We start from the raw sequence: 18,670 nt of genomic DNA on the forward strand, positions 1-18,670 counted from the left end.
ATGCGCTTCATCCGGAAAGTCTGCCGGTGGCCGTCCTGGCTCGCAGCACTCCTGCTCGCCCTGAGCCCTTCGGTCGGCTGGGCCGAGAACCCCAGCCGCATCGTTTCGCTCAACCTCTGCGCCGACGAGTTGCTGCTGCGGCTTGCCGACCGCGAGGACATCGCCTCGATCACCTTCCTGGCCGCAGACTCGCGGGTGTCCTCGGTATCCGACCAGGTGGGCGACCTGCCCCTCAACCGCGGCCGGGCCGAGGAGATCCTGCCGCTCAAACCGGATCTGGTGCTGGCGGAACCCTACACCACCCGCAGCACGGTCGAGCTGCTCCGGCGCCTTGAGGTGCCGATCCTCGACGTGGCCGTGCCCAGCACCCTGGAGGAGGTGGAAGCCCAGGTCGCCGAGGTGTCCGCCGCGCTGGGCTGGCCGGATCGCGGGCAGGCCATGATCGAGTCCATGCGCCAGGCCCAGGCAAGCCTCGGTCCTCCGCTGGAGGGACCGAGACCGCTGGCTGCGGTCTATCGCCCCAACGGCTTTCTGGTCGGACCGGGCACCCTGGTGGATGAAATCCTGCGGCTTGCGGGCTTCAGGAACCTTGCCTCGGAAGGCCTGCAGAATCACAACGGCGTGCTGTCGATCGAAACGCTGCTCTGGCATCGCCCGGATCTGCTCGTGCTCAACAGCATCGAGGAGCCCATGCCCTCCCTGGCCCATGAAGTGCTCTCCCACCCCGCCCTGGAGGACGCCTTTCCCGACATGCAGCGCGTCGTGGTGCATCCTGCACTCTGGAGCTGCGGCGGACCGGGGCTGATGGAAGCCCTCACCAAGCTGCGCAGTGCCGCCAAGCGCCTGACGACGGGCAGCGGCGAATGACCGAAAGTCGCGAGAATGCGCCCATGCCGGCCTGGCTGCTGCCCGGGCTGGGGCTGCTCGTCATCGTGCTCTTTTTCATCTCCCTAGGGGTGGGAACGATGCCCCTGCCGCTGAGCGGCACGCTGGCCGCTCTGTTCAGGGGCGAGAGCAGCCTGGAAACGCTGCTCCTGCTGGAACTGCGCCTGCCCCGCGCCCTGCTCGGCCTGCTGGTCGGGGCCAGCCTGGGCCTGGCCGGTGCCGCCATGCAGGGCTTCCTGCGCAATCCCCTGGCGGAACCGGGCGTGATCGGCGTGTCGAGCTGCGCTGCCTTCGGAGCGGTTCTGGCCTTCTACAGCGGGCTCTCCCTCACCTTCCCGCTGGCCCTGCCCCTGGGCGGCATCGGCGGCGCATTCCTGTCGGTGCTGCTGCTGCATCTGCTCGCCGGGCGGGAAGCCAGCACGCTCTCGATCATTCTCGCCGGCGTGGCGATCAATGCCTTCTCTGCAGCGCTCACCTCCCTGGTGCTGAACTTCGCGCCCAACCCCTACGCCGCACTGGAGATCATCTTCTGGATCATGGGGTCCCTGGCCGACCGCAGTATGGAGCATGTGCAGCTGGTGGCGCCGATCATGCTGCTGGGCTGGCTGCTGCTTCTTGCCTCCGGTCGGGGGCTCGACGCGCTTACCCTGGGCGAGGACACCGCGGCCAGCCTGGGCATCGACCTGGGCTATCTCCGCCTCAAGCTGATCGTGGGCACTGCCTTGGCAGTGGGTGCGGCCGTGGCGGTCTCCGGCGCCATCGGCTTCGTCGGCCTGGTGGTGCCGCACCTGCTGCGTCCCCTGGTGGGGCAGCAACCGGCGCGACTGCTGCCGGCCTCGGCGCTGGGTGGGGCCGCCCTGCTGCTGGCCGCAGACCTTTTGGTGCGGCTGCTGCCAACCGGTCCGGAACTGAAGCTGGGGGTGGTCACCGCCCTGGTCGGGGCGCCCATCTTCCTGCTGCTGCTCCACCGCCTGCGGCGGGAGATGGCCGAATGATGCGCATCACCGCCGAAGCCGTCAGCGTCGAGATCGGCGGCAAGCCGCTGCTCGACGGCGTCGACCTGGAAGTGCGGCCCGGCGAACTGACGGGCCTGATCGGCCCAAACGGCGCCGGCAAGACCACGCTGCTGCGGGTGCTGGGCGCCCTGCGACCGCCTGGGTCCGGACGGGTTCTCTACGACGGGAAGGCCATTGCCCGCCGGGAGCGTCCCGCCCTGGCGCGGCGGCTGGCCTATCTGGCGCAGGGCGGCGAGGCGCACTGGCCGCTGCGCGTCGAACGTCTGGTGGCGCTGGGCCGCCTGCCGCACCAGGGGCCGCTCGGCCGCACCTCGGCCGAGGACCAGGCGGCGGTGGAGCGGGCGTTGCAGCGCAGCGGCGTCGAACACCTGCGCGCGCGCACCCTCGCCACGCTCTCGGGCGGGGAGCGCATGCAGGTGCTGCTGGCCCGGGCGCTGGCGGTGGAGGCCGAGGCCCTGCTGGCCGACGAGCCGGTGGCCGCCCTCGACCCGCATCATCAGCTGCGGGTCATGGACCTGCTGCGCGCCGAGGCCCGTGCAGGCAAGGCTGTCGTCGTGGTGCTGCACGATCTCTCCCTGGCTGCGCGCTTCTGCGACCGGCTGGCCCTGCTGCACCGCGGCCGCCTGCTCGCCCAGGGACAGCCCGAGACGGTGCTGGGCGACCGGGAACTGGCCAGCGCCTATGGCGTGCGCGTGCTGCGCGGCATGGAGAAGGGCGAGCCCTTCCTGCTGCCCTGGGAGCGGCTGTAGGGCGGGGAACGGCCATGACCGGCCTTCGGCCCGCTGCTTGACCCTCTGCCCGGCAAGGGCGATAACCCCTTCCGTTCCGTTCCCGCAGCCCGCGTTTGCTTTTCAGTGCCTGGACCCAGCGACATGAAGCGCATCTTTTCCGGCGTGCAGCCCACCGGCAACCTGCACCTGGGCAACTATCTCGGCGCCATCCGCAACTTCGTCGCCCTGCAGCACGACTATGAGTGCATATACTGCGTGGTGGATCTGCACGCCATCACGGTCTGGCAGGAGCCGGCCGCCCTGCGCGCCCACACGCGTGAAGTCACGGCCGCCTACCTGGCCGCCGGCATCGATCCCAAGCACTCGATCATCTTCAACCAGTCGCAAGTCCCCGCACATGCGGAACTTGCCTGGATCTTCAACTGCGTCGTGCGCATGGGGTGGCTCAGCCGCATGACCCAGTTCAAGGAGAAAGCCGGCAAGCACCGCGAGAACGCCAGCGCGGGCCTCTTCGTCTATCCCAGCCTGATGGCCGCCGACATCCTGGCCTACAAGGCCACGCACGTGCCGGTGGGCGAGGACCAGAAGCAGCACCTGGAGCTGACGCGTGACACGGCCCAGAAGTTCAACAACGACTACGGTGTCGACTTCTTCCCGATCACCGAGCCGCTGATCCTGGGCGCAGCGACCCGGGTCATGTCGCTGCGCGACGGCAGCAAGAAGATGAGCAAGTCCGACCCCTCGGACATGAGCCGCATCAACATGACCGACGAGGCGGACGCCATCGCCCAGAAGATCCGCCGCGCCACCACAGATCCGGAGCTCCTGCCCGGCCCGGCCGCGCTGGACGAGGCGGGGCGCCTGCCGGAGGAAACCCGCAAGGCCCGGCCCGAGGCCTGGAACCTGCTCGGCATCTATGCCGCCCTGTCCGACCAGAGCTGGAGCGAGGTCCTGCAGGAGTTCGAGGGCGCCCAGTTCTCCAGCTTCAAGAAGGCGCTGACCGAACTCGCCGTGGAGAAGCTTGGGCCCATCGGGGCCGAGATGAAGCGCCTGCAGGCCGATCCAGACCATGTGGACGGCATCCTGCACGACGGCGCCGAACGCGCCGCGGCGATTGCCGAGCCCATCCTGCGCGAAGTGCAAGACGTCGTCGGCTTCCTGCGCCCCTGAAGCGGGGCCGCCTGGAACGACAGACCGTCACGCAGTTTTAGTCGGCTCGCCGGCCAGCATGGGTTGGCAGCCGCGGCAGGAGCGGCCCGAGCAGATCGCGTGTTATCGGAATCGCCAAGCGATCCGTATATAACGCGATATAATGCGTGAATCGGCTCTAGCTGTTTGAAACTAGACTGGATTCACGCATTTAATTTGAAACCTTGTGGTTCAAATTGAAGTCGATCCGGTCTAGGATTCCCGGTCACGGTCGATCCAGGGGCCAATCCAGGGGTGGAACGGCCGCGTCGGCGAAGGGGTTTTCGCACATGGGCGCAGGCAGGCAGGAGCGGGTCACGACCGAAAAGGTCGATGTCCCGGAGTCTTGCCTGGTTCACCGCTGCCGAAGGGAGCGCGCCTGAGCCCCATGCAGATTTACCTGCCGATCGCCGAAATGTCCGTGAACGTTTTCCTGCTGCTCGGTCTTGGCGGTGCGATCGGGTTTCTGTCGGGGGTCTTCGGGGTCGGCGGCGGCTTTCTCATGACGCCGCTCTTGATCTTCATCGGCATTCCGCCCCCCATCGCCGTCGCCACCCAGGCCAACAACGTCATCGCCTCGTCGGTCTCCGGCAGCTTCTCGCAATGGAGCCTGGGCAACGTCGATTTCAAGATGGGTCTGATTCTGCTGGGCGGCGGTTTCGCCGGGTCGACAATCGGCGTGGCGATCTTCTCCCTGCTGCAGGCGCTCGGCCAGATCGACCTGGTCATCAATCTGTCCTATGTCGTGTTGCTGGGCACGGTGGGCGTGCTGATGCTGCTCGAGGGCACCCGGGCACTGCTGCGCCGCCGCCGCAAGATCAAGCCGGGTAAGCTGCACACCCACAATTGGCTGCACGGCCTGCCGCTCAAGACGCGTTTCCGACGCTCCCGGCTCTACATTTCCGCCCTGCTGCCCTTCGTCATCGGGTTTGCCGTGGGCATCCTCAGCGCCATCATGGGCGTGGGCGGCGCCTTCGTCCTGGTGCCGCTGATGATCTACCTGCTGGGCATGCCGACCGCCATCGTGGTGGGCACTTCGCTGTTCCAGATCATCTTCGTCTCGGTCAACGTCACCTTCCTGCAGGCCATCCAGAACCAGACCGTGGACATCGTGCTGGCGCTGCTGCTGACCATCGGCGGCGTCGTGGGTGCCCAGTTTGGTGGCCGCTTCGGCGCGCGCCTGCCCGGGGACACGCTGCGGCTGCTGCTGGGCATCCTGATCCTGGGCGTGGCCGTGCGGCTCAGCCTGGAGTTGGTCGTGCCGCCGGATGACCGCTACAGCCTGGGGATTCCGTCGTGAGCCGGTCGCTGCGCGCCCTGCTGCTCTGCCTGCTGGTGCTGGGCGGGACCGGCCTGCCCGCGCGTTCGGCCGGCCTGATCGCCGACCTCTCCAATCACCTGGTCGCCATCACCAGCGGTTTCGCCGGCGTCGACGTGCTGCTCTTCGGCGCCATCGACGAGCCGGGCGACCTGGTGGTGGTGGTGCGCGGGCCCGAGCGCACCCAGCCGGTGATGCGCAAATCCAACGTCGCGGGCATCTGGATGAACACCGCGCGCATGACCTTCGAGCGGGTGCCCAGTTTCTACTTCGTGGCCTCGAACCGGCCGCTGTCCGAGATCGCCTCGGAGCCGGTGTTGCGCGCCAATCAGTTCGGGGTGGAGAATCTCGGCATCGCCCTGCCCTCCGCACGCGCCGGCGGCCGGGCCGCCACGGAGTGGCGCGAGGCCCTGATTCGCAACAAGCAGCGCCAGGGCCTCTATGTGCGCGAGACCGCCAGCGTGGCCCTGCTGGGCCAAAGGCTGTTCCGCACCTCGGTACATCTGCCCTCCAACGTGCCGCCGGGCCTTTATCGTGCCGAGACCTACGTGCTGCAGGACGGGCAGGTCGTCGCGGCCCAGACCACGCCCCTGTCCATCAGCAAACTGGGGGTAGAAGCCGATCTTTACGCCTATGCCCACGAGCAGCCTGCCGCTTACGGCGCGATTGCCGTGCTGGCCGCCTTGGTGGCAGGATGGCTGGCCCACCTGCTGTTCCGGCGCTCCTGAGGCCGGCAGTGGGACAGCGACTTAACAGCGAACGCAGTCATGGCTGACGAACGAGCGAACGACAAACCAGCGGACGACGAACGAGCCGACGGGGGGACCAAGACCGGCGAGGCAAAACCCACCGAGCGGGTGATGCTCGTGGTGGTCGACGACAGCCTCGAGATGCCGGTGGCCCTGCGCTATGCCTGCCGCCGGGCGCGTCATGCCGCGGGGCGCGTCGCCCTGCTGCACGTCATCGAGCGCACCGAGTTCCAGACCTGGTTGGGCGTGGGCGACCTCATGGCCAAGGAGGCGCGCGAGCAGGCCGAACGCCTGATGCAGCGGGTTGCCAAGCGGGTGATGGAGCAGGTCGGCAACATGCCGATCCTCTACCTGCGCGAAGGCAAGCAGAGCGACGAACTGATGCGGCTGATCTCGGAAGAGCCCTCGATCTCGATCCTCATCCTGGGCGCCAACACCGACCCGGGCGGCCCGGGCCCCCTGGTCTCGGCCCTGACTGGCAAGATGGTGGGCAGGCTGCGCATCCCGGTGACCATCGTGCCCGGCAACTTGTCCAGCGAGGACATCGACGCCATCTCCTGAACATGGCTGCCTTGCGCTGGCGCCGGCCGGGAAGCGCCCGGCGCGCTTGAACTGCTGTGCCATCTCGACCATCTTTCAAACAGCATTCGTGAGACTGCTGTTGATTGCCAGGATTAGCGGAGCACCCCATGTTCATTCAGACCGAGCAGACGCCGAACCCGGCGACTCTCAAGTTCCTGCCCGGCCGCACGGTCATGCCCGAGGGCACGGCGAGCTTTGCAGATGCCGACGAGGCCGAACGCTCGCCGCTGGCCAACCGCCTTTTCCAGGTCGAGGGCGTGAGCGGCGTGTTCTTCGGCCATGACTTCATCTCGGTCAGCAAGGACGAGGAACGGGAGTGGTATCTGCTGAAGCCGAGCGTTCTCGGCGTGATCATGGAGCACTTCGTCTCCGGGCAGCCGCTGATCCTCGAAGCCGGCGCCGACGGCCACGCCGAGGGTGAGGACGACAACGAGGTGGTCTCCCAGATCAAGGAACTGCTGGACACCCGCGTGCGTCCGGCCGTGGCCCAGGACGGTGGTGACATCCTCTTCCACGGCTTCGAGCGCGGCGTGGTCTTCCTGCGCATGCAGGGCGCCTGCTCAGGCTGCCCCTCCTCCACGGCGACGCTGAAGATGGGCATCGAGAACATGCTGCGGCACTACATCCCGGAAGTGACCGAGGTGCGCGCGGTCTGATCGGCAACCGCCGTGGGGGCGATTTACCGCCTCCAAAAGCCGGCCCGGTGCCCTGCGCCGGGCCGTTTCTATTTGTCGCGGGATTTATTTGTCGCGGCCGGGAACCAGGGGCGGCACAAAGCTGTCACATTTTAGAGGCGGGACCTCCATGGAGGCGGCCGGTATCTTTGCAGGAGCGTGCCGGGCCGCCGGTCTGCGTGGGCGATTCCCGGAAACGTTGGGGCAAAGCAGGTTCGATGCAGCAAGAGAAGACGCCAAATAGGGCGGCGGCGCCGAGTGGCGACGGGCGCGTCGGGCTTCTCGACAGCCTGCGCGGCTTCGCCATTCTCGGCATCCTGCTGATCAACGTGCAGTCCTTCGGCCTGCTCTCCAGCGCCTTCCTCAATCCCAAGGCCCTGGGCGAACCGCCGGTCGCCGACTATTCAGTCTGGCTGATCACCCATCTGCTGGTGGACGAGAAGTTCATCACCATCCTGACCCTGCTGTTCGGCGCCGGCATCGTACTGATGGCTGAGCGCTCGAAGCTGGAGGCCCAGGAGTTCGAACGGGTTTTCCGCCGGCGCATGCTCTGGCTGCTCGGCATCGGCCTGGCGCACGGCCTGCTGCTCTGGCGCGGCGACATCCTGACCAGCTACGCCATCTGCGCCATGGCGGCGGTCTACTTCCGCGACCGGGCCCCCTGGCAACTGCTGAAGATCGCTCTTGTGCTGCTGCTCGTGCCCACGGTCATCGCCATACTGATGACCGTCGGCCTGCAGCTCCTGCCGCCGGAGCGCCTGCAGGAGATCGCGAACGCCCACTGGTTGCCCAGTCGCGAGGTCATCCGCGACGAGGTCGCGCTCTACACCGGCCCCTGGCTCAGCACCATGGGCGCGCGGGCCTTGGACGGCCTGACCATCCAGGGCTGGATGCTGATCACCGAACGCTTCTGGCGCGTGCTGGCGCTGATGCTCATCGGCATGGCGCTCCTGCGCATCGGTTTCCTCAGGGGACAGTGGGAACCGCAGCAGTACCGCCGCATCGGCCTGCGCGCGCTGGCCATTGGCCTGCCCGTGGTGGCACTGGGCGTGCTGCTGAACGAGGTGTTCGGCTGGGATCTGCGCTATTCCCTCTACCTGGGGGACATCGCAAACTACTGGGCCAGCGCCCTGGTGGCGATCGGCTGGATCGCGCTGCTGGCCCTGCTGTTTCAGTTCAACCTGCTCGGCCGCATCTCTCTGTGGCTCACCGCCGTGGGTCGTCTGGCACTCAGCAACTACCTGCTGCAGACCCTGATCTGCGCTTCGCTCTTCTATGGCTTCGGGCTCGGCCTCTATGGGAAACTGGATCGGCCGATGCTGCTCCTGGTGGTCCTGGGCATCTGGATCACACAGATCCTGCTCTCCATCTGGTACCTGAAGCACTTCAAGGTCGGCCCCTTCGAATGGGCCTGGCGCAAGGCCTCTGCCCGCCCGCTCTTTGCCTAGACCGGGTCGGGTCAGGCACCTTTCGAGGGAATTGGCTTTCGCGCCAAAGCCGTGCTATAGGCAATTTTGTAAGGATGAGGTTCAGAGGGCTTGGCCATGACCTACGCGCCGCGACGACGAAGCCGGCTTGCTGCCGAGGCTTAGCTGCGCGTACCGCAATGGTCCGTCGCCGCTCCTGCTCCCCGGGCGCCAGCCCGCCCGGACATCCTGACGACGGAACCTCCCCCATGGACTTCGAGATTCTTCCTGAGCGGCCCGCCGACGCTCCCCTGATCGAACCGCTGCTGGACCGGGCCTTCGGGCCGGATCGCAAGAGCCGCACCGTCTATCGCCTGCGCGAAGGCATCGCGCCCCTGCCCGGCATGTCTTTTGCCGCCGTGCACCCCGACGGTTCCCTGCTCGCCTCGCTGCGTTTCTGGCCGATCCTGATCGAGGAGACGCCCGCCATCCTGTTGGGCCCTCTGGCGGTGGAGCCGGCCTATCAGGGCCGTGGCGCCGGGCGCGCCCTGGTTCGCCATGCCCTGAACGAAGCCCGCCGGCTGGGTCACCGCCTCTGCATCGTGGTGGGTGAGCCGGAATACTATCGGCCCTACGGCTTCGCGGCCGCATCGCCCTACGGCCTGGTGCTGCCCGGACCGGTGGATCCCCGACGCTTCCAGGTGCTGGAACTGTCGCCGGGCAGCCTGGAAGGCCTGCGCGGCCTGATCCGGCGCGCGGAGACGCACGTCATGCCGGTGCAAAGCGGTTCACGCACGGCCTGAAGAAGCGCCCTGGCCCGAGGCCTCCTGGCGCAGCAGCGCCTTCTTGCGCGCAACACCCCAGCGATAGCCGCCCAGAGCCCCGTCGCCACGCAGGACCCGATGACAGGGCAGGATCAGCGCCACGGGATTGGCGCCGCAGGCACCGCCCACGGCCCGGGCCGCCTTCGGCAGCCCGAGGCGGGCGGCAAGTTCGGCGTAGCTGCGGGTCTCGCCGCAGGGAATGGCGGCCAACTCATTCCATACCCGTCGCTGAAAGGCCGTGGCCCGGATGTCCAGTGGCAGGTCGAGATGGGGCTCATGGCCCTTCAGGTGCTCCACCAACAGGTCCAGTGCCACATCCACGGCGGCAGGGTCGCGCATAAGGGCATCGGCCGCCGGGAACTCTGAACGCAGCTGCGCTTCCAGTTCCTCGTCCTTGTCTCCCAGTGCCACGAAACAGATGCCCTTGTCGGTGGCCGCCACCAGCAGGCGCCCGAGCGGCGAGTTCGCGCTGCCCCAAACGATGCGCGCCCCCTTGCCGCCACGGGCATAGCTGGCGGGAGTCATGCCCAGACGCTCGCCGGCCTGTTCGTAGACGCGGCTGGATGAGCCGTAGCCGGCGCCGTAGAGCGCATCGGCCACGCCCTGCCCACTGCGCAGCTCACCGCGAAAGCGTGCTTCGCGCCGCGCCGCGGCCCAGTCCCGCGGACTGACGCCAAGATGCTTGCGGAAGCGGCGGTGCAGTTGCCAGGGGCTGCAGCCCAGTTGCGCCGCAAGCCGCTCCAGGGACAGCGGTTCCATCTGGCTGTCGAGCAACCGGCAGGCCTGCTCAACCGTTTCCAGTGCGTCGCGCTCTACCCTGCCCTGCTGCGTCGTTTCGTGGACCGTCATCATCGTCCGCCTTCCTCGTTCCTCAGGCTGATCGGCAGACTAGCGACCCCTCGATGCGGTCGCTATCCGAAGCTTGCGGCACTGGGGCGCAGCCGCCGCTTGCGCCACGAAGATTGAGCGGCTACGAACGATAATGTGCGGAAACGAAAGCCGAGAGCGGAAATGCCGCCAAGGCCTCTGTTCGCATACGAAAAGGCTTGTCCTTTGTCATCGAAGAGCAACAATAGGTTCACATCAGGGTCGTCCATGACGACTAATGGGGAGCAAGGACGCCCCGGTCGAGCCGAAGCGTCGCGCCTGCGCAACAGTTGGGCGCGGCTCAGAACAGGCTGCCGGGGTTCCGCGTGAGAACATTCGTCGGCGCTCCGTCAGGTGCGGAGGGCCATGAAAATGAGGGAGACAGAAATGACATTCAAGTCAAAGGCGCTGGCCGGAGCCGCAGTCGTCGCGCTGCTCGGCATGACCCAGGCCGCTCAGGCCCAGGTCGAGGTGAACTGGTGGCACGCCATGGGTGGCGAGCTGGGCGACCGCGTGAACGAAATCGCCGAAGGCTTCAATGCCAGCCAGGACGACTATCAGGTCAATGCGGTCTATCGCGGCAACTACACCGAGACCATGACCGCCGCCATCGCAGCCTTCCGCGCGCGCGAGCAGCCGCACATCGTGCAGGTCTTCGAGGTCGGCACCGCCTCCATGATGGCAGCCGAGGGCGCCATCTACCCGGTCTATCAGCTCATGGAAGAGCACGGCGTCGACTGGGACCCCAGCGTCTATCTGGCGGCCGTGGCGGGCTACTACGCCGATCCGAACGGCAACATGCTCTCCATGCCCTTCAACAGCTCCACCCCGGTGCTCTACTACAACAAGGATGCCTTCGAGGCCGCCGGCCTGGACCCGGAGCAAGCGCCCGAGACCTGGGATGACCTGGTCGCGGCCAGCGAGGCCATGATCGAGGCCGGCGCCACCGAGTGCGGCTTCACCACCGGCTGGCAGTCCTGGGTGCAGATCGAGAACTTCTCGGCCCTGCACAACGTCCCGCTCTCCACGCATGCCAACGGCTTCGAGAGTCTGGAAACCGAGTTCCAGTTCAACAGCGACCTGCACAAGCGCCACATCGGCAACATGGAAGCCTGGCAGGAAGACCGCATCTTCGAGTATGGCGGTCGGCGCTCCGACTCCCGGCCGAAGTTCCTCTCCGGCGAGTGCGGCGTCTACATGGACTCCTCGGGCTCCTACGCCGCCGTCAGCGCCGGCGCCGATTTCGAATTCGGTGTGGGCATGCTGCCCTACTACGACGATGTGGAGGGCGCGCCGCAGAACTCCATCATCGGCGGCGCCACCCTGTGGGTGCTCGAAGGGCACGATGCGGAAGAGTATGAAGGCGTTGCCGCCTTCTTCCAGTACCTCTCCTCTCCCGAGGTGCAGGCCTCATGGCACCAGGACACCGGCTACCTGCCGATCACCTATTCCGCCTATGAGCTCTCGCAGGAGCAGGGCTTCTACGACGAGAACCCGGGCACGGACGTCTCGATCAAGCAGATGACCCTCAACGACCCGACGGATAACTCCCGCGGCCTGCGGCTGGGCAACTTCGTGCAGATCCGTGACGTCATCAACGAGGAGCTTGAGGAAGTCTGGTCCGGCAACAAGTCGTCCGACGAAGCCCTCGAAGCGGCGGCGGAGCGCGGCAACGCGCTGCTGCGTCAGTTCGAGGAAGACAACTCCTGATCTAGCGTAACGGGGCGCCGCCAAGCGGCGCCCCGCTTGCCTGCCGACCGGTCTCCGGGTGATCCGTCTCCCGGCGACCGGTCCCTGGCACTCGAGGGCCCTGGATGCACAAGAAGGTCACCTTCGGGGGTTTCGGTTTCCCCCTGCTGCTGCTCCTGCCGCAGCTTGCGATCACACTCGTCTTTTTCATCTGGCCCGCGGCCCAGGCGCTCTATCAGTCGGTGCTGCGCCAGGACGCCTTCGGCCTGCGCACGACCTTCGTCGGGCTCAACAACTTTGCGCGGCTGCTGAGCGACTCCTCTTATCTCGGCTCCTTCAAGGTCACGATGGTCTTCAGCGCCTCGGTGACCCTGGCCGGACTGGCGATCGCGCTGCTGCTGGCGGTCATGGCCGACCGCACCATCAAGGGCGCCACCGGCTACAAGACCCTCCTGATCATCCCCTACGCCGTCGCGCCCGCCGTGGCCGGCGTGCTCTGGTATTTTCTCTTCAACCCCTCGATCGGCATCCTGGCCTACCTGGTGCGCGGCATGGGCTACGCGTGGAACCACCAGACCAGCGGCACCGACGCCATGATCCTGGTCATCATCGCCTCGGTCTGGAAGCAGATCAGCTACAACTTCCTCTTCTTCCTGGCCGGCCTGCAGGCGATCCCCAAGTCCCTGATCGAGGCGGCGGCCATCGACGGCGCGGGGCCGTGGAAGCGCTTCACCTCGATCATCTTCCCGCTGCTCTCGCCCACCACCTTCTTCCTCATGGTGGTGAACGTGGTCTACTCCTTCTTCGAGACCTTCGGCGTCATCCATGCCACCACCTCGGGCGGGCCGGGCCAATCCACCACCATCCTGGTCTACAAGGTCTTCACCGACGGCTTTGTGGCGCTGAACCTCGGCTCCTCGGCGGCCCAGTCGGTGATCCTGATGCTGATCGTCATCCTCCTGACCGCCATCCAGTTCCGCTACATCGAGCGGCGGGTGCAGTACTGATGGGGCGCGCCGATGGTTGAAAATCGTCCCTGGCTGACCTTCCTGCAGCACCTGGTGCTGCTCTGCGGCGTGGCGCTGGTGGTCTTTCCGATCTGGATTGCCTTCGTCGCCTCGACCCACGACGGCCGCAGCCTGGTGTCGGGCGTCATCCCGCTGCTGCCCGGCGATCTCTTTTTCGAGAACTACCGCACGCTGCTCTCCGAGGGCATGGCGGGCAGCGGCGGCGGGCCGGTCTGGCTCATGCTGTTCAACTCGCTGGTGATGGCGCTGTCCATCGCGGTGGGCAAGATCGCGATCTCGCTGCTTTCGGCCTTTGCGGTGGTCTACTTCCGCTTTCCCTTCCGCATGTTCTGTTTCTGGATCATCTTCGCCACCCTGATGCTGCCGGTGGAGGTGCGCATCCTGCCGACCTTCGAGGTGGTGGCCAATCTGGGCATGCTGAACAGCTACGCCGGACTGTCGATCCCGCTGATCGCCTCGGCCACGGCCACCTTCCTCTTCCGCCAGTTCTTTCTCACCGTGCCGGATGAACTCACGGAGGCCGCGCGCATGGATGGCGCCGGGCCCTTCCGCTTCTTCAAGGACATCCTGGTGCCGCTCTCGCGCACCAACATCGCCGCCATCTTCGTCATCATGTTCATCTACGGCTGGAACCAGTACCTCTGGCCCCTGCTGGTAACCACCGACGAGTCCTTCTACACCATCGTCATGGGCATCCAGCGCATGGTGACCGTCGCCGATTCCTATCCCCGCTGGCATCTCGCCATGGCAACCACGGTGCTGGCGCTGCTGCCGCCGGTGATCGTGGTGGTCGTCATGCAGCGGCTCTTCGTGAAGGGCCTGGTCGAGACCGAGAAGTAACGGAGCCACCTCCTCCCATGGCCGACATTGCCATCAAGAACGTGATCAAGCGCTACGGCGACACCCAGGTCATCCATGGTGTTTCCATCGACATCAACGACGGCGAACTCATCGTCATCGTCGGCCCCTCCGGCTGCGGCAAGTCCACGCTGCTGCGCATGGTGGCCGGGCTCGAGGCGATCAGCGGCGGCGAAATCTCGATCGCCGGGCGCGTGGTCAACCGCCTGGAGCCCAAGGACCGGGACATCGCCATGGTGTTCCAGAACTATGCGCTCTACCCGCACATGAGCGTCTTCGACAACATGGCCTATGGTCTCAAGATCGCCGGCCGGCCGAAGGAGGAGATCCGCGAGCGGGTGGAAAAGGCCGCCAAGCTTTTGGAACTGAGCGCCCTGCTTGAGCGCCGGCCGCGGCAGCTCTCCGGCGGCCAGCGCCAGCGGGTGGCCATGGGCCGGGCCATCGTGCGTAACCCCTCGGTCTTCCTCTTCGACGAGCCGCTGTCCAACCTCGACGCCAAGCTGCGGGTGCAAATGCGCCTTGAGATCAGGCAGCTGCAGCGCTCGCTCGCCACCACCTCGCTCTACGTGACCCACGATCAGGTGGAGGCCATGACCCTGGCCGACCGGCTGGTGGTGATGAACCAGGGCGTGGCCGAGCAGATCGACACGCCGATCAACATCTACGACCGGCCGGCCACCGTTTTCGTCGCCGGCTTCATCGGCTCGCCCTCCATGAACTTCCTGCCCGGCGAGGTCGATGCCAAGGGAGAGGCCATCGCACTGGCGCAGGGCCCGCGCCTGCGCAGCATCAGCCAGAAGCTTGGCAACCACGCCGGACGCTCCATCACCCTGGGTGTGCGTCCCGAGCACCTGCAGCCCGTGGCCGAGGGCGAGCAGGACTTCCACCTGGAAGCCGGGGTCGTGGAGACCCTGGGTGCCGACGTGCTGGTGCATGGCCGGCTGGTGGAAGCCGCCGGCGCGGCCGCCCGGCAGGTCGAGGGCGAAGGCGGGGCCGGCATCGTCGCCGTGCGCCTGCCCGGCCACGCCAAGATTGCCGAGGGCGACCGCCTGCCAGTGAAGGCGCAGGACGGCCTGCTGCACCTCTTCGATCCCGAAAGCGGCAAGCGGCTGGCCGACGTTTGATACCGCGCGCGCGGCCGCGAATCCCTGCCAAGCGTCCGCAAAAGTCGCCTCGCTGCTTGACCCGTCCCCTCGGCTTCGCCATCTAGCCTGCATGTCCGACGAACAGTCTTCCTCACAATCCGTGTCCTGGCACGGCACCACCATCCTCTCGGTGCGCAAAGGGGGAAAAGTGGTGATCGCTGGTGACGGCCAGGTGAGCTTCGGCCACACCGTCATGAAGTCCAACGCCCGCAAGGTCCGCCGGCTCGGCCGCGGCGATGACGTCATCGCCGGTTTCGCCGGGGCCACCGCCGATGCCTTCACGCTCTTCGAGCGGCTTGAAGGCAAACTGGAGAGCCATCCGGGACAGCTTCTGCGCGCCTGCGTCGAGCTGGCCAAGGACTGGCGCACCGACCGCTACCTGCGCCGCCTCGAGGCCATGATGGCCGTGGCGGACAAGGACCATTCGCTGGTGCTCACCGGCAACGGCGACGTGCTGGAGCCCGAGGACGGGCTCATCGGCATCGGCTCCGGCGGCGCCTACGCGCTTTCCGCCGCACGCGCACTGGTGGACATCGACAGCCTCGACTCCGAGGCCATCGCCCGCAAGGCCATGGGCATCGCAGCAGGGATTTGTATTTACACGAATGACAACGTCACAGTTGAAAGCCTCTGAAGCCCCCGCACCGGAAGTCACCGGCGCCTACGCCTTCAGCCCGCGCGAGATCGTCTCCGAGCTCGACCGCTACATCGTCGGCCAGCGCGAGGCCAAGCGCGCCGTCGCCATTGCCCTGCGCAATCGCTGGCGTCGGCAGCAGCTGCCCGACGACCTGCGCGACGAGGTGCTGCCCAAGAACATCCTGATGATCGGCCCCACCGGCGTGGGCAAGACAGAGATCGCCCGCCGGCTGGCCAAGCTGGCCCAGGCCCCCTTCCTGAAAGTGGAGGCCACCAAGTTCACCGAGGTGGGCTATGTGGGGCGTGACGTGGAATCCATCGTGCGCGACCTCGTGGAGATCTCGATCCACATGACGCGCGAGCGCCTGCGCAAGGCGGTGCGGGCCAAGGCCGAGCTGAACGCGGAATCGCGCCTGGTGGACGCCCTTGTGGGCGCCAACGCCAGCCAAGAGACCAAGGACAAGTTCCGGCGCATGCTGCGCGACGGCAAACTGGGCGACCGCGAGGTCGAGCTGGAACTCCAGGAAAGCGGCGGCATGCAGATGCCGACCATGGACGTCCCCGGCATGCCCGGCGCGCAGATGGGCATGATCAACCTGAACGACATCTTCGGCAAAGCCTTTGGCAACCGCACTCACAAGCGCAAGGTGACGGTGGAGGACAGCTACGACCTGCTGATGGCCGAGGAGAGCGACAAGCTGCTGGACGAGGAGCAGGTGGTCAGCGAAGCCATCGCCGCCGTGGAGCAGAACGGCATCGTCTTCCTGGACGAGATCGACAAGATCACCGCCCGCTCCGACCAGCGCGGCGGCGCCGACGTCAGCCGCGAGGGCGTGCAGCGTGACCTGCTGCCGCTGATCGAAGGCACCACGGTCGCCACCAAGCACGGCCAGGTGAAGACCGACTTCATCCTCTTCGTGGCTTCCGGCGCCTTCCATCTCGCCAAGCCCGCCGACCTGCTGCCGGAGCTGCAAGGCCGCCTGCCGATCCGCGTCGAGCTGGCGGCGCTGACGCGCGACGACTTCAAGCGCATCCTGACGGAGCCCGAGAATTCGCTGATCCGCCAGTATCGGGCCTTGATGGAGACCGAGGAGGTCGAGCTTATCTTCACCGACGAAGCCATCGAGGCCCTGGCCGACCTGGCCGCCGAGATCAACTCCACGGTGGAGAACATCGGCGCGCGCCGGCTGCACACGGTGCTGGAAAAGCTGCTGGAAGAGATCTCCTTCACCGCAAGCGACCGCAGCGGTGAGCGCGTCGAGATCACCCCCGACATGGTGCACGAGCGCGTCGGCATCCTCTCCAAGGACGCCGATCTCTCGAAGTTCATCCTGTAGCGCCAGCTCGATCACGGTGAGTGGGTCCTGCAAGCCGATGCAGCCCGTCCGTAGCAGCGACAGCTCTCGGCATCGCTCAGGTGCGAAACGCTACACGCTGACGTCTTGCTGCTGAATGCCGATCTGACCGAGGAACTTGCGGGTCCGCTGGTGTTGCGGACGGGTGAAGAATTCGCTGGGCGGGGCGATTTCTACGATCTCGCCTTCGTCCATGAAGACCACGCGGTCAGCCACCTTGCGCGCGAAACCCATCTCGTGGGTGACGCAAAGCATCGTCATGCCGCCTTCCGCAAGATCGATCATGGTGTCTAAGACCTCCTGCACCATCTCCGGGTCGAGCGCCGAGGTCGGTTCGTCGAAAAGCATGATCTTGGGGTTCATGCAGAGCGCACGGGCGATCGCCACTCGCTGCTGTTGGCCACCGGAAAGCTGGGCCGGATACTTGTCGGCCTGCTCGGGGATACGCACCCGCTCCAGGTAACGGCGCGCCGTCGCCTCGGCCTCTTCGCGTGACACGCCTCGTACCCGGCGAGGGGCCAGGGTGCAGTTCTCCAGCACCGTCATGTGCGGGAAGAGATTGAACTGCTGGAACACCATCCCGACTTCACGGCGGATCGCCTCCACAGCGGCACTGCCCGAAGTCAGGTCACGGCCATACACCAGGATGCGACCGCCCTGAATCGCTTCCAGGCGGTTGATACAGCGAATCAGTGTCGACTTTCCGGAGCCCGATGGCCCGCAGATGACGATCCTCTCGCCACTGCGGACATCCAGGTCGATCTTTTTGAGCGCATGAAAGTTATCGTAATGCTTGTCGACCCCTTCCATGCGCACGGCAGTTTCGGAGCCTCGCGAAGCTCCCGTTGCTCCTGTCTGGAGTTCCGTCGGCATCGCGAAGCCTTTCCTTAACCTGCCGAATTGCGGACGAACTCGGGCAGCGGGGAGTCGAGCCACTTCTGGTGGATTTCATCCAGGCGACCGTCGTCCTTCACCCGCTGCAAGAAATCGTTGATGTAGCCCAGCAACTCACTGGAGCCGGGCCGCACCGCGATGCCCTGCACCTGTTCGGAGATGTCGAACTTCACATCGAAGCGCCCCGGCGCCATCTGCTCCAGCTGAGCAATGACAGTATTCGAGCAGCCAATCACGTCGACCTGGCCCGAGAGCAGGGCCTGCACCGCCGAAGCATCGTCATCGAAACGCTGAATGTGGGCGCCTTCCGGAGCCAGCGCGGTAATGCCGGTGTCCTGGGTGCTGGCCCGGGCAACGCCGATCGTGATGCCCTCGAGATCCTCGGGCTCCGCGACCTCGACACCCTTTTCGCCATAGACGGAAATCTGGATGCCCACATAGGGCTCGGAGAAGTCGACGCTCTTGGCCCGCTCTTCCGTGATGCCCAGAGAGGCCACCAGCAGATCGACCTGATTGCTGACCAGATAGGGGATGCGATTGGGGCCGGTCACGGGCACGAGATTGACCTCGACCCCCATATCTTCAGCCAAGAGCTTCGCCACGTCGGCATCGAAACCATCGGGCTGGTTCTGCTCATTCATGATGCCGAAAGGCGGGAAGTCGACCAGCATACCGATGTTGGCCGTCCCCCGCTCCTGAATCTCCTCGACCGTCTGTGCCTGAAGCGGCGCGCTCCAGAGACCGATGGCCAGGGCCGCACCGGCTGCCAGTGAAAAGGCTGATTTCATCATCTTCATGTTCTTTTACTCCTCCCTTGCGTGAATC

The 18,670-nt window shown here is 66.2% G+C and carries 19 protein-coding genes; 16 read left to right on the forward strand and 3 right to left on the reverse strand.

The window, feature by feature from the left end:
• The 10 genes from ABZ720_RS06125 to ABZ720_RS06170 all read left to right on the forward strand — a co-directional run bounded on the left by ABZ720_RS06125 (position 1) and on the right by ABZ720_RS06170 (position 9,352).
• Positions 1-867 (forward strand): ABC transporter substrate-binding protein, encoded by an 867-nt coding sequence (locus tag ABZ720_RS06125; protein ID WP_366554626.1) that lies wholly within the window; start codon positions 1-3, stop codon positions 865-867.
• Entirely contained in the window at positions 864-1,880 is a 1,017-nt protein-coding gene (locus tag ABZ720_RS06130; RefSeq protein ID WP_366554627.1) for a FecCD family ABC transporter permease, read from the forward strand. The genes ABZ720_RS06125 and ABZ720_RS06130 overlap by 4 nt, the downstream gene beginning before the upstream one ends.
• Positions 1,877-2,650: an ABC transporter ATP-binding protein gene (locus tag ABZ720_RS06135; RefSeq protein WP_366554628.1), complete on the forward strand. Its 774-nt coding sequence runs from the start codon at positions 1,877-1,879 to the stop codon at positions 2,648-2,650. The genes ABZ720_RS06130 and ABZ720_RS06135 overlap by 4 nt, the downstream gene beginning before the upstream one ends.
• A 123-nt stretch (positions 2,651-2,773) precedes the next feature.
• On the forward strand, positions 2,774-3,802 hold the full coding sequence (gene trpS / locus ABZ720_RS06140) for a tryptophan--tRNA ligase (protein WP_366554629.1): 1,029 nt from the start codon (positions 2,774-2,776) through the stop codon (positions 3,800-3,802).
• A gap of 406 nt (positions 3,803-4,208) precedes the next feature.
• Positions 4,209-5,120, forward strand: a complete 912-nt coding sequence (locus ABZ720_RS06145) for a sulfite exporter TauE/SafE family protein (RefSeq protein WP_366554630.1) — start codon at positions 4,209-4,211, stop codon at positions 5,118-5,120.
• Positions 5,117-5,866 (forward strand): TIGR02186 family protein, encoded by a 750-nt coding sequence (locus ABZ720_RS06150; RefSeq protein ID WP_275821043.1) that lies wholly within the window; start codon positions 5,117-5,119, stop codon positions 5,864-5,866. Before ABZ720_RS06145 ends, ABZ720_RS06150 begins: the two co-directional genes overlap by 4 nt.
• 39 nt (positions 5,867-5,905) lie before the next feature.
• Entirely contained in the window at positions 5,906-6,448 is a 543-nt protein-coding gene (locus ABZ720_RS06155; RefSeq protein ID WP_366554631.1) for a universal stress protein, read from the forward strand.
• Between the two features lie 128 nt (positions 6,449-6,576).
• Positions 6,577-7,125, forward strand: coding sequence for a NifU family protein (locus ABZ720_RS06160; RefSeq protein ID WP_366554632.1), 549 nt, complete (start codon positions 6,577-6,579; stop codon positions 7,123-7,125).
• Between the two features lie 236 nt (positions 7,126-7,361).
• The gene (locus tag ABZ720_RS06165) at positions 7,362-8,591 is read left to right on the forward strand and encodes a DUF418 domain-containing protein (protein WP_366554633.1); all 1,230 of its coding nucleotides are present in this window, start codon (positions 7,362-7,364) and stop codon (positions 8,589-8,591) included.
• A gap of 227 nt (positions 8,592-8,818) precedes the next feature.
• Positions 8,819-9,352, forward strand: coding sequence for a GNAT family N-acetyltransferase (locus ABZ720_RS06170; protein WP_366554634.1), 534 nt, complete (start codon positions 8,819-8,821; stop codon positions 9,350-9,352).
• On the opposite strand, the gene ABZ720_RS06175 is transcribed toward ABZ720_RS06170, so the two are convergent.
• Entirely contained in the window at positions 9,338-10,225 is an 888-nt protein-coding gene (locus ABZ720_RS06175) for a methylated-DNA--[protein]-cysteine S-methyltransferase (RefSeq protein ID WP_366554635.1), read from the reverse strand. The genes ABZ720_RS06170 and ABZ720_RS06175 overlap by 15 nt on opposite strands.
• 402 nt (positions 10,226-10,627) lie before the next feature.
• Between ABZ720_RS06175 and ugpB the strand changes: the two genes are divergently transcribed.
• From ugpB to hslU, 6 genes are all read left to right on the forward strand, one after another.
• Positions 10,628-11,950 (forward strand): sn-glycerol-3-phosphate ABC transporter substrate-binding protein UgpB, encoded by a 1,323-nt coding sequence (gene ugpB / locus ABZ720_RS06180; protein ID WP_366554636.1) that lies wholly within the window; start codon positions 10,628-10,630, stop codon positions 11,948-11,950.
• A 104-nt stretch (positions 11,951-12,054) separates the two neighbouring features.
• A complete protein-coding gene (gene ugpA, locus ABZ720_RS06185; protein ID WP_275821058.1) occupies positions 12,055-12,936 on the forward strand; it encodes a sn-glycerol-3-phosphate ABC transporter permease UgpA in 882 nt (293 codons plus the stop codon).
• A 12-nt stretch (positions 12,937-12,948) separates the two neighbouring features.
• On the forward strand, positions 12,949-13,797 hold the full coding sequence (gene ugpE / locus ABZ720_RS06190) for a sn-glycerol-3-phosphate ABC transporter permease UgpE (RefSeq protein ID WP_366554637.1): 849 nt from the start codon (positions 12,949-12,951) through the stop codon (positions 13,795-13,797).
• A gap of 17 nt (positions 13,798-13,814) precedes the next feature.
• Positions 13,815-14,939 carry a sn-glycerol-3-phosphate import ATP-binding protein UgpC gene (locus ABZ720_RS06195; protein WP_366554638.1) on the forward strand — a complete coding sequence of 375 codons (1,125 nt, stop codon included), beginning with the start codon at positions 13,815-13,817 and terminating at the stop codon, positions 14,937-14,939.
• Positions 14,940-15,030: 91 nt separating this feature from the next.
• Positions 15,031-15,594, forward strand: coding sequence for an ATP-dependent protease subunit HslV (hslV, locus tag ABZ720_RS06200; RefSeq protein ID WP_366554639.1), 564 nt, complete (start codon positions 15,031-15,033; stop codon positions 15,592-15,594).
• Positions 15,581-16,933, forward strand: a complete 1,353-nt coding sequence (gene hslU / locus ABZ720_RS06205; protein ID WP_366554640.1) for an ATP-dependent protease ATPase subunit HslU — start codon at positions 15,581-15,583, stop codon at positions 16,931-16,933. Before hslV ends, hslU begins: the two co-directional genes overlap by 14 nt.
• A gap of 90 nt (positions 16,934-17,023) precedes the next feature.
• On the opposite strand, the gene ABZ720_RS06210 is transcribed toward hslU, so the two are convergent.
• The gene (locus tag ABZ720_RS06210) at positions 17,024-17,824 is read right to left on the reverse strand and encodes an amino acid ABC transporter ATP-binding protein (RefSeq protein ID WP_366554641.1); all 801 of its coding nucleotides are present in this window, start codon (positions 17,822-17,824) and stop codon (positions 17,024-17,026) included.
• Positions 17,825-17,838: 14 nt separating this feature from the next.
• Positions 17,839-18,642, reverse strand: a complete 804-nt coding sequence (locus ABZ720_RS06215) for a transporter substrate-binding domain-containing protein (protein ID WP_366554642.1) — start codon at positions 18,640-18,642, stop codon at positions 17,839-17,841.
• Between the last annotated feature and the right edge of the window lie 28 nt (positions 18,643-18,670).

It is taken from the genome of Aquibaculum sediminis (assembly GCF_040712085.1).
Lineage (GTDB): Bacteria > Pseudomonadota > Alphaproteobacteria > Kiloniellales > DSM-21159 > Aquibaculum > Aquibaculum sediminis.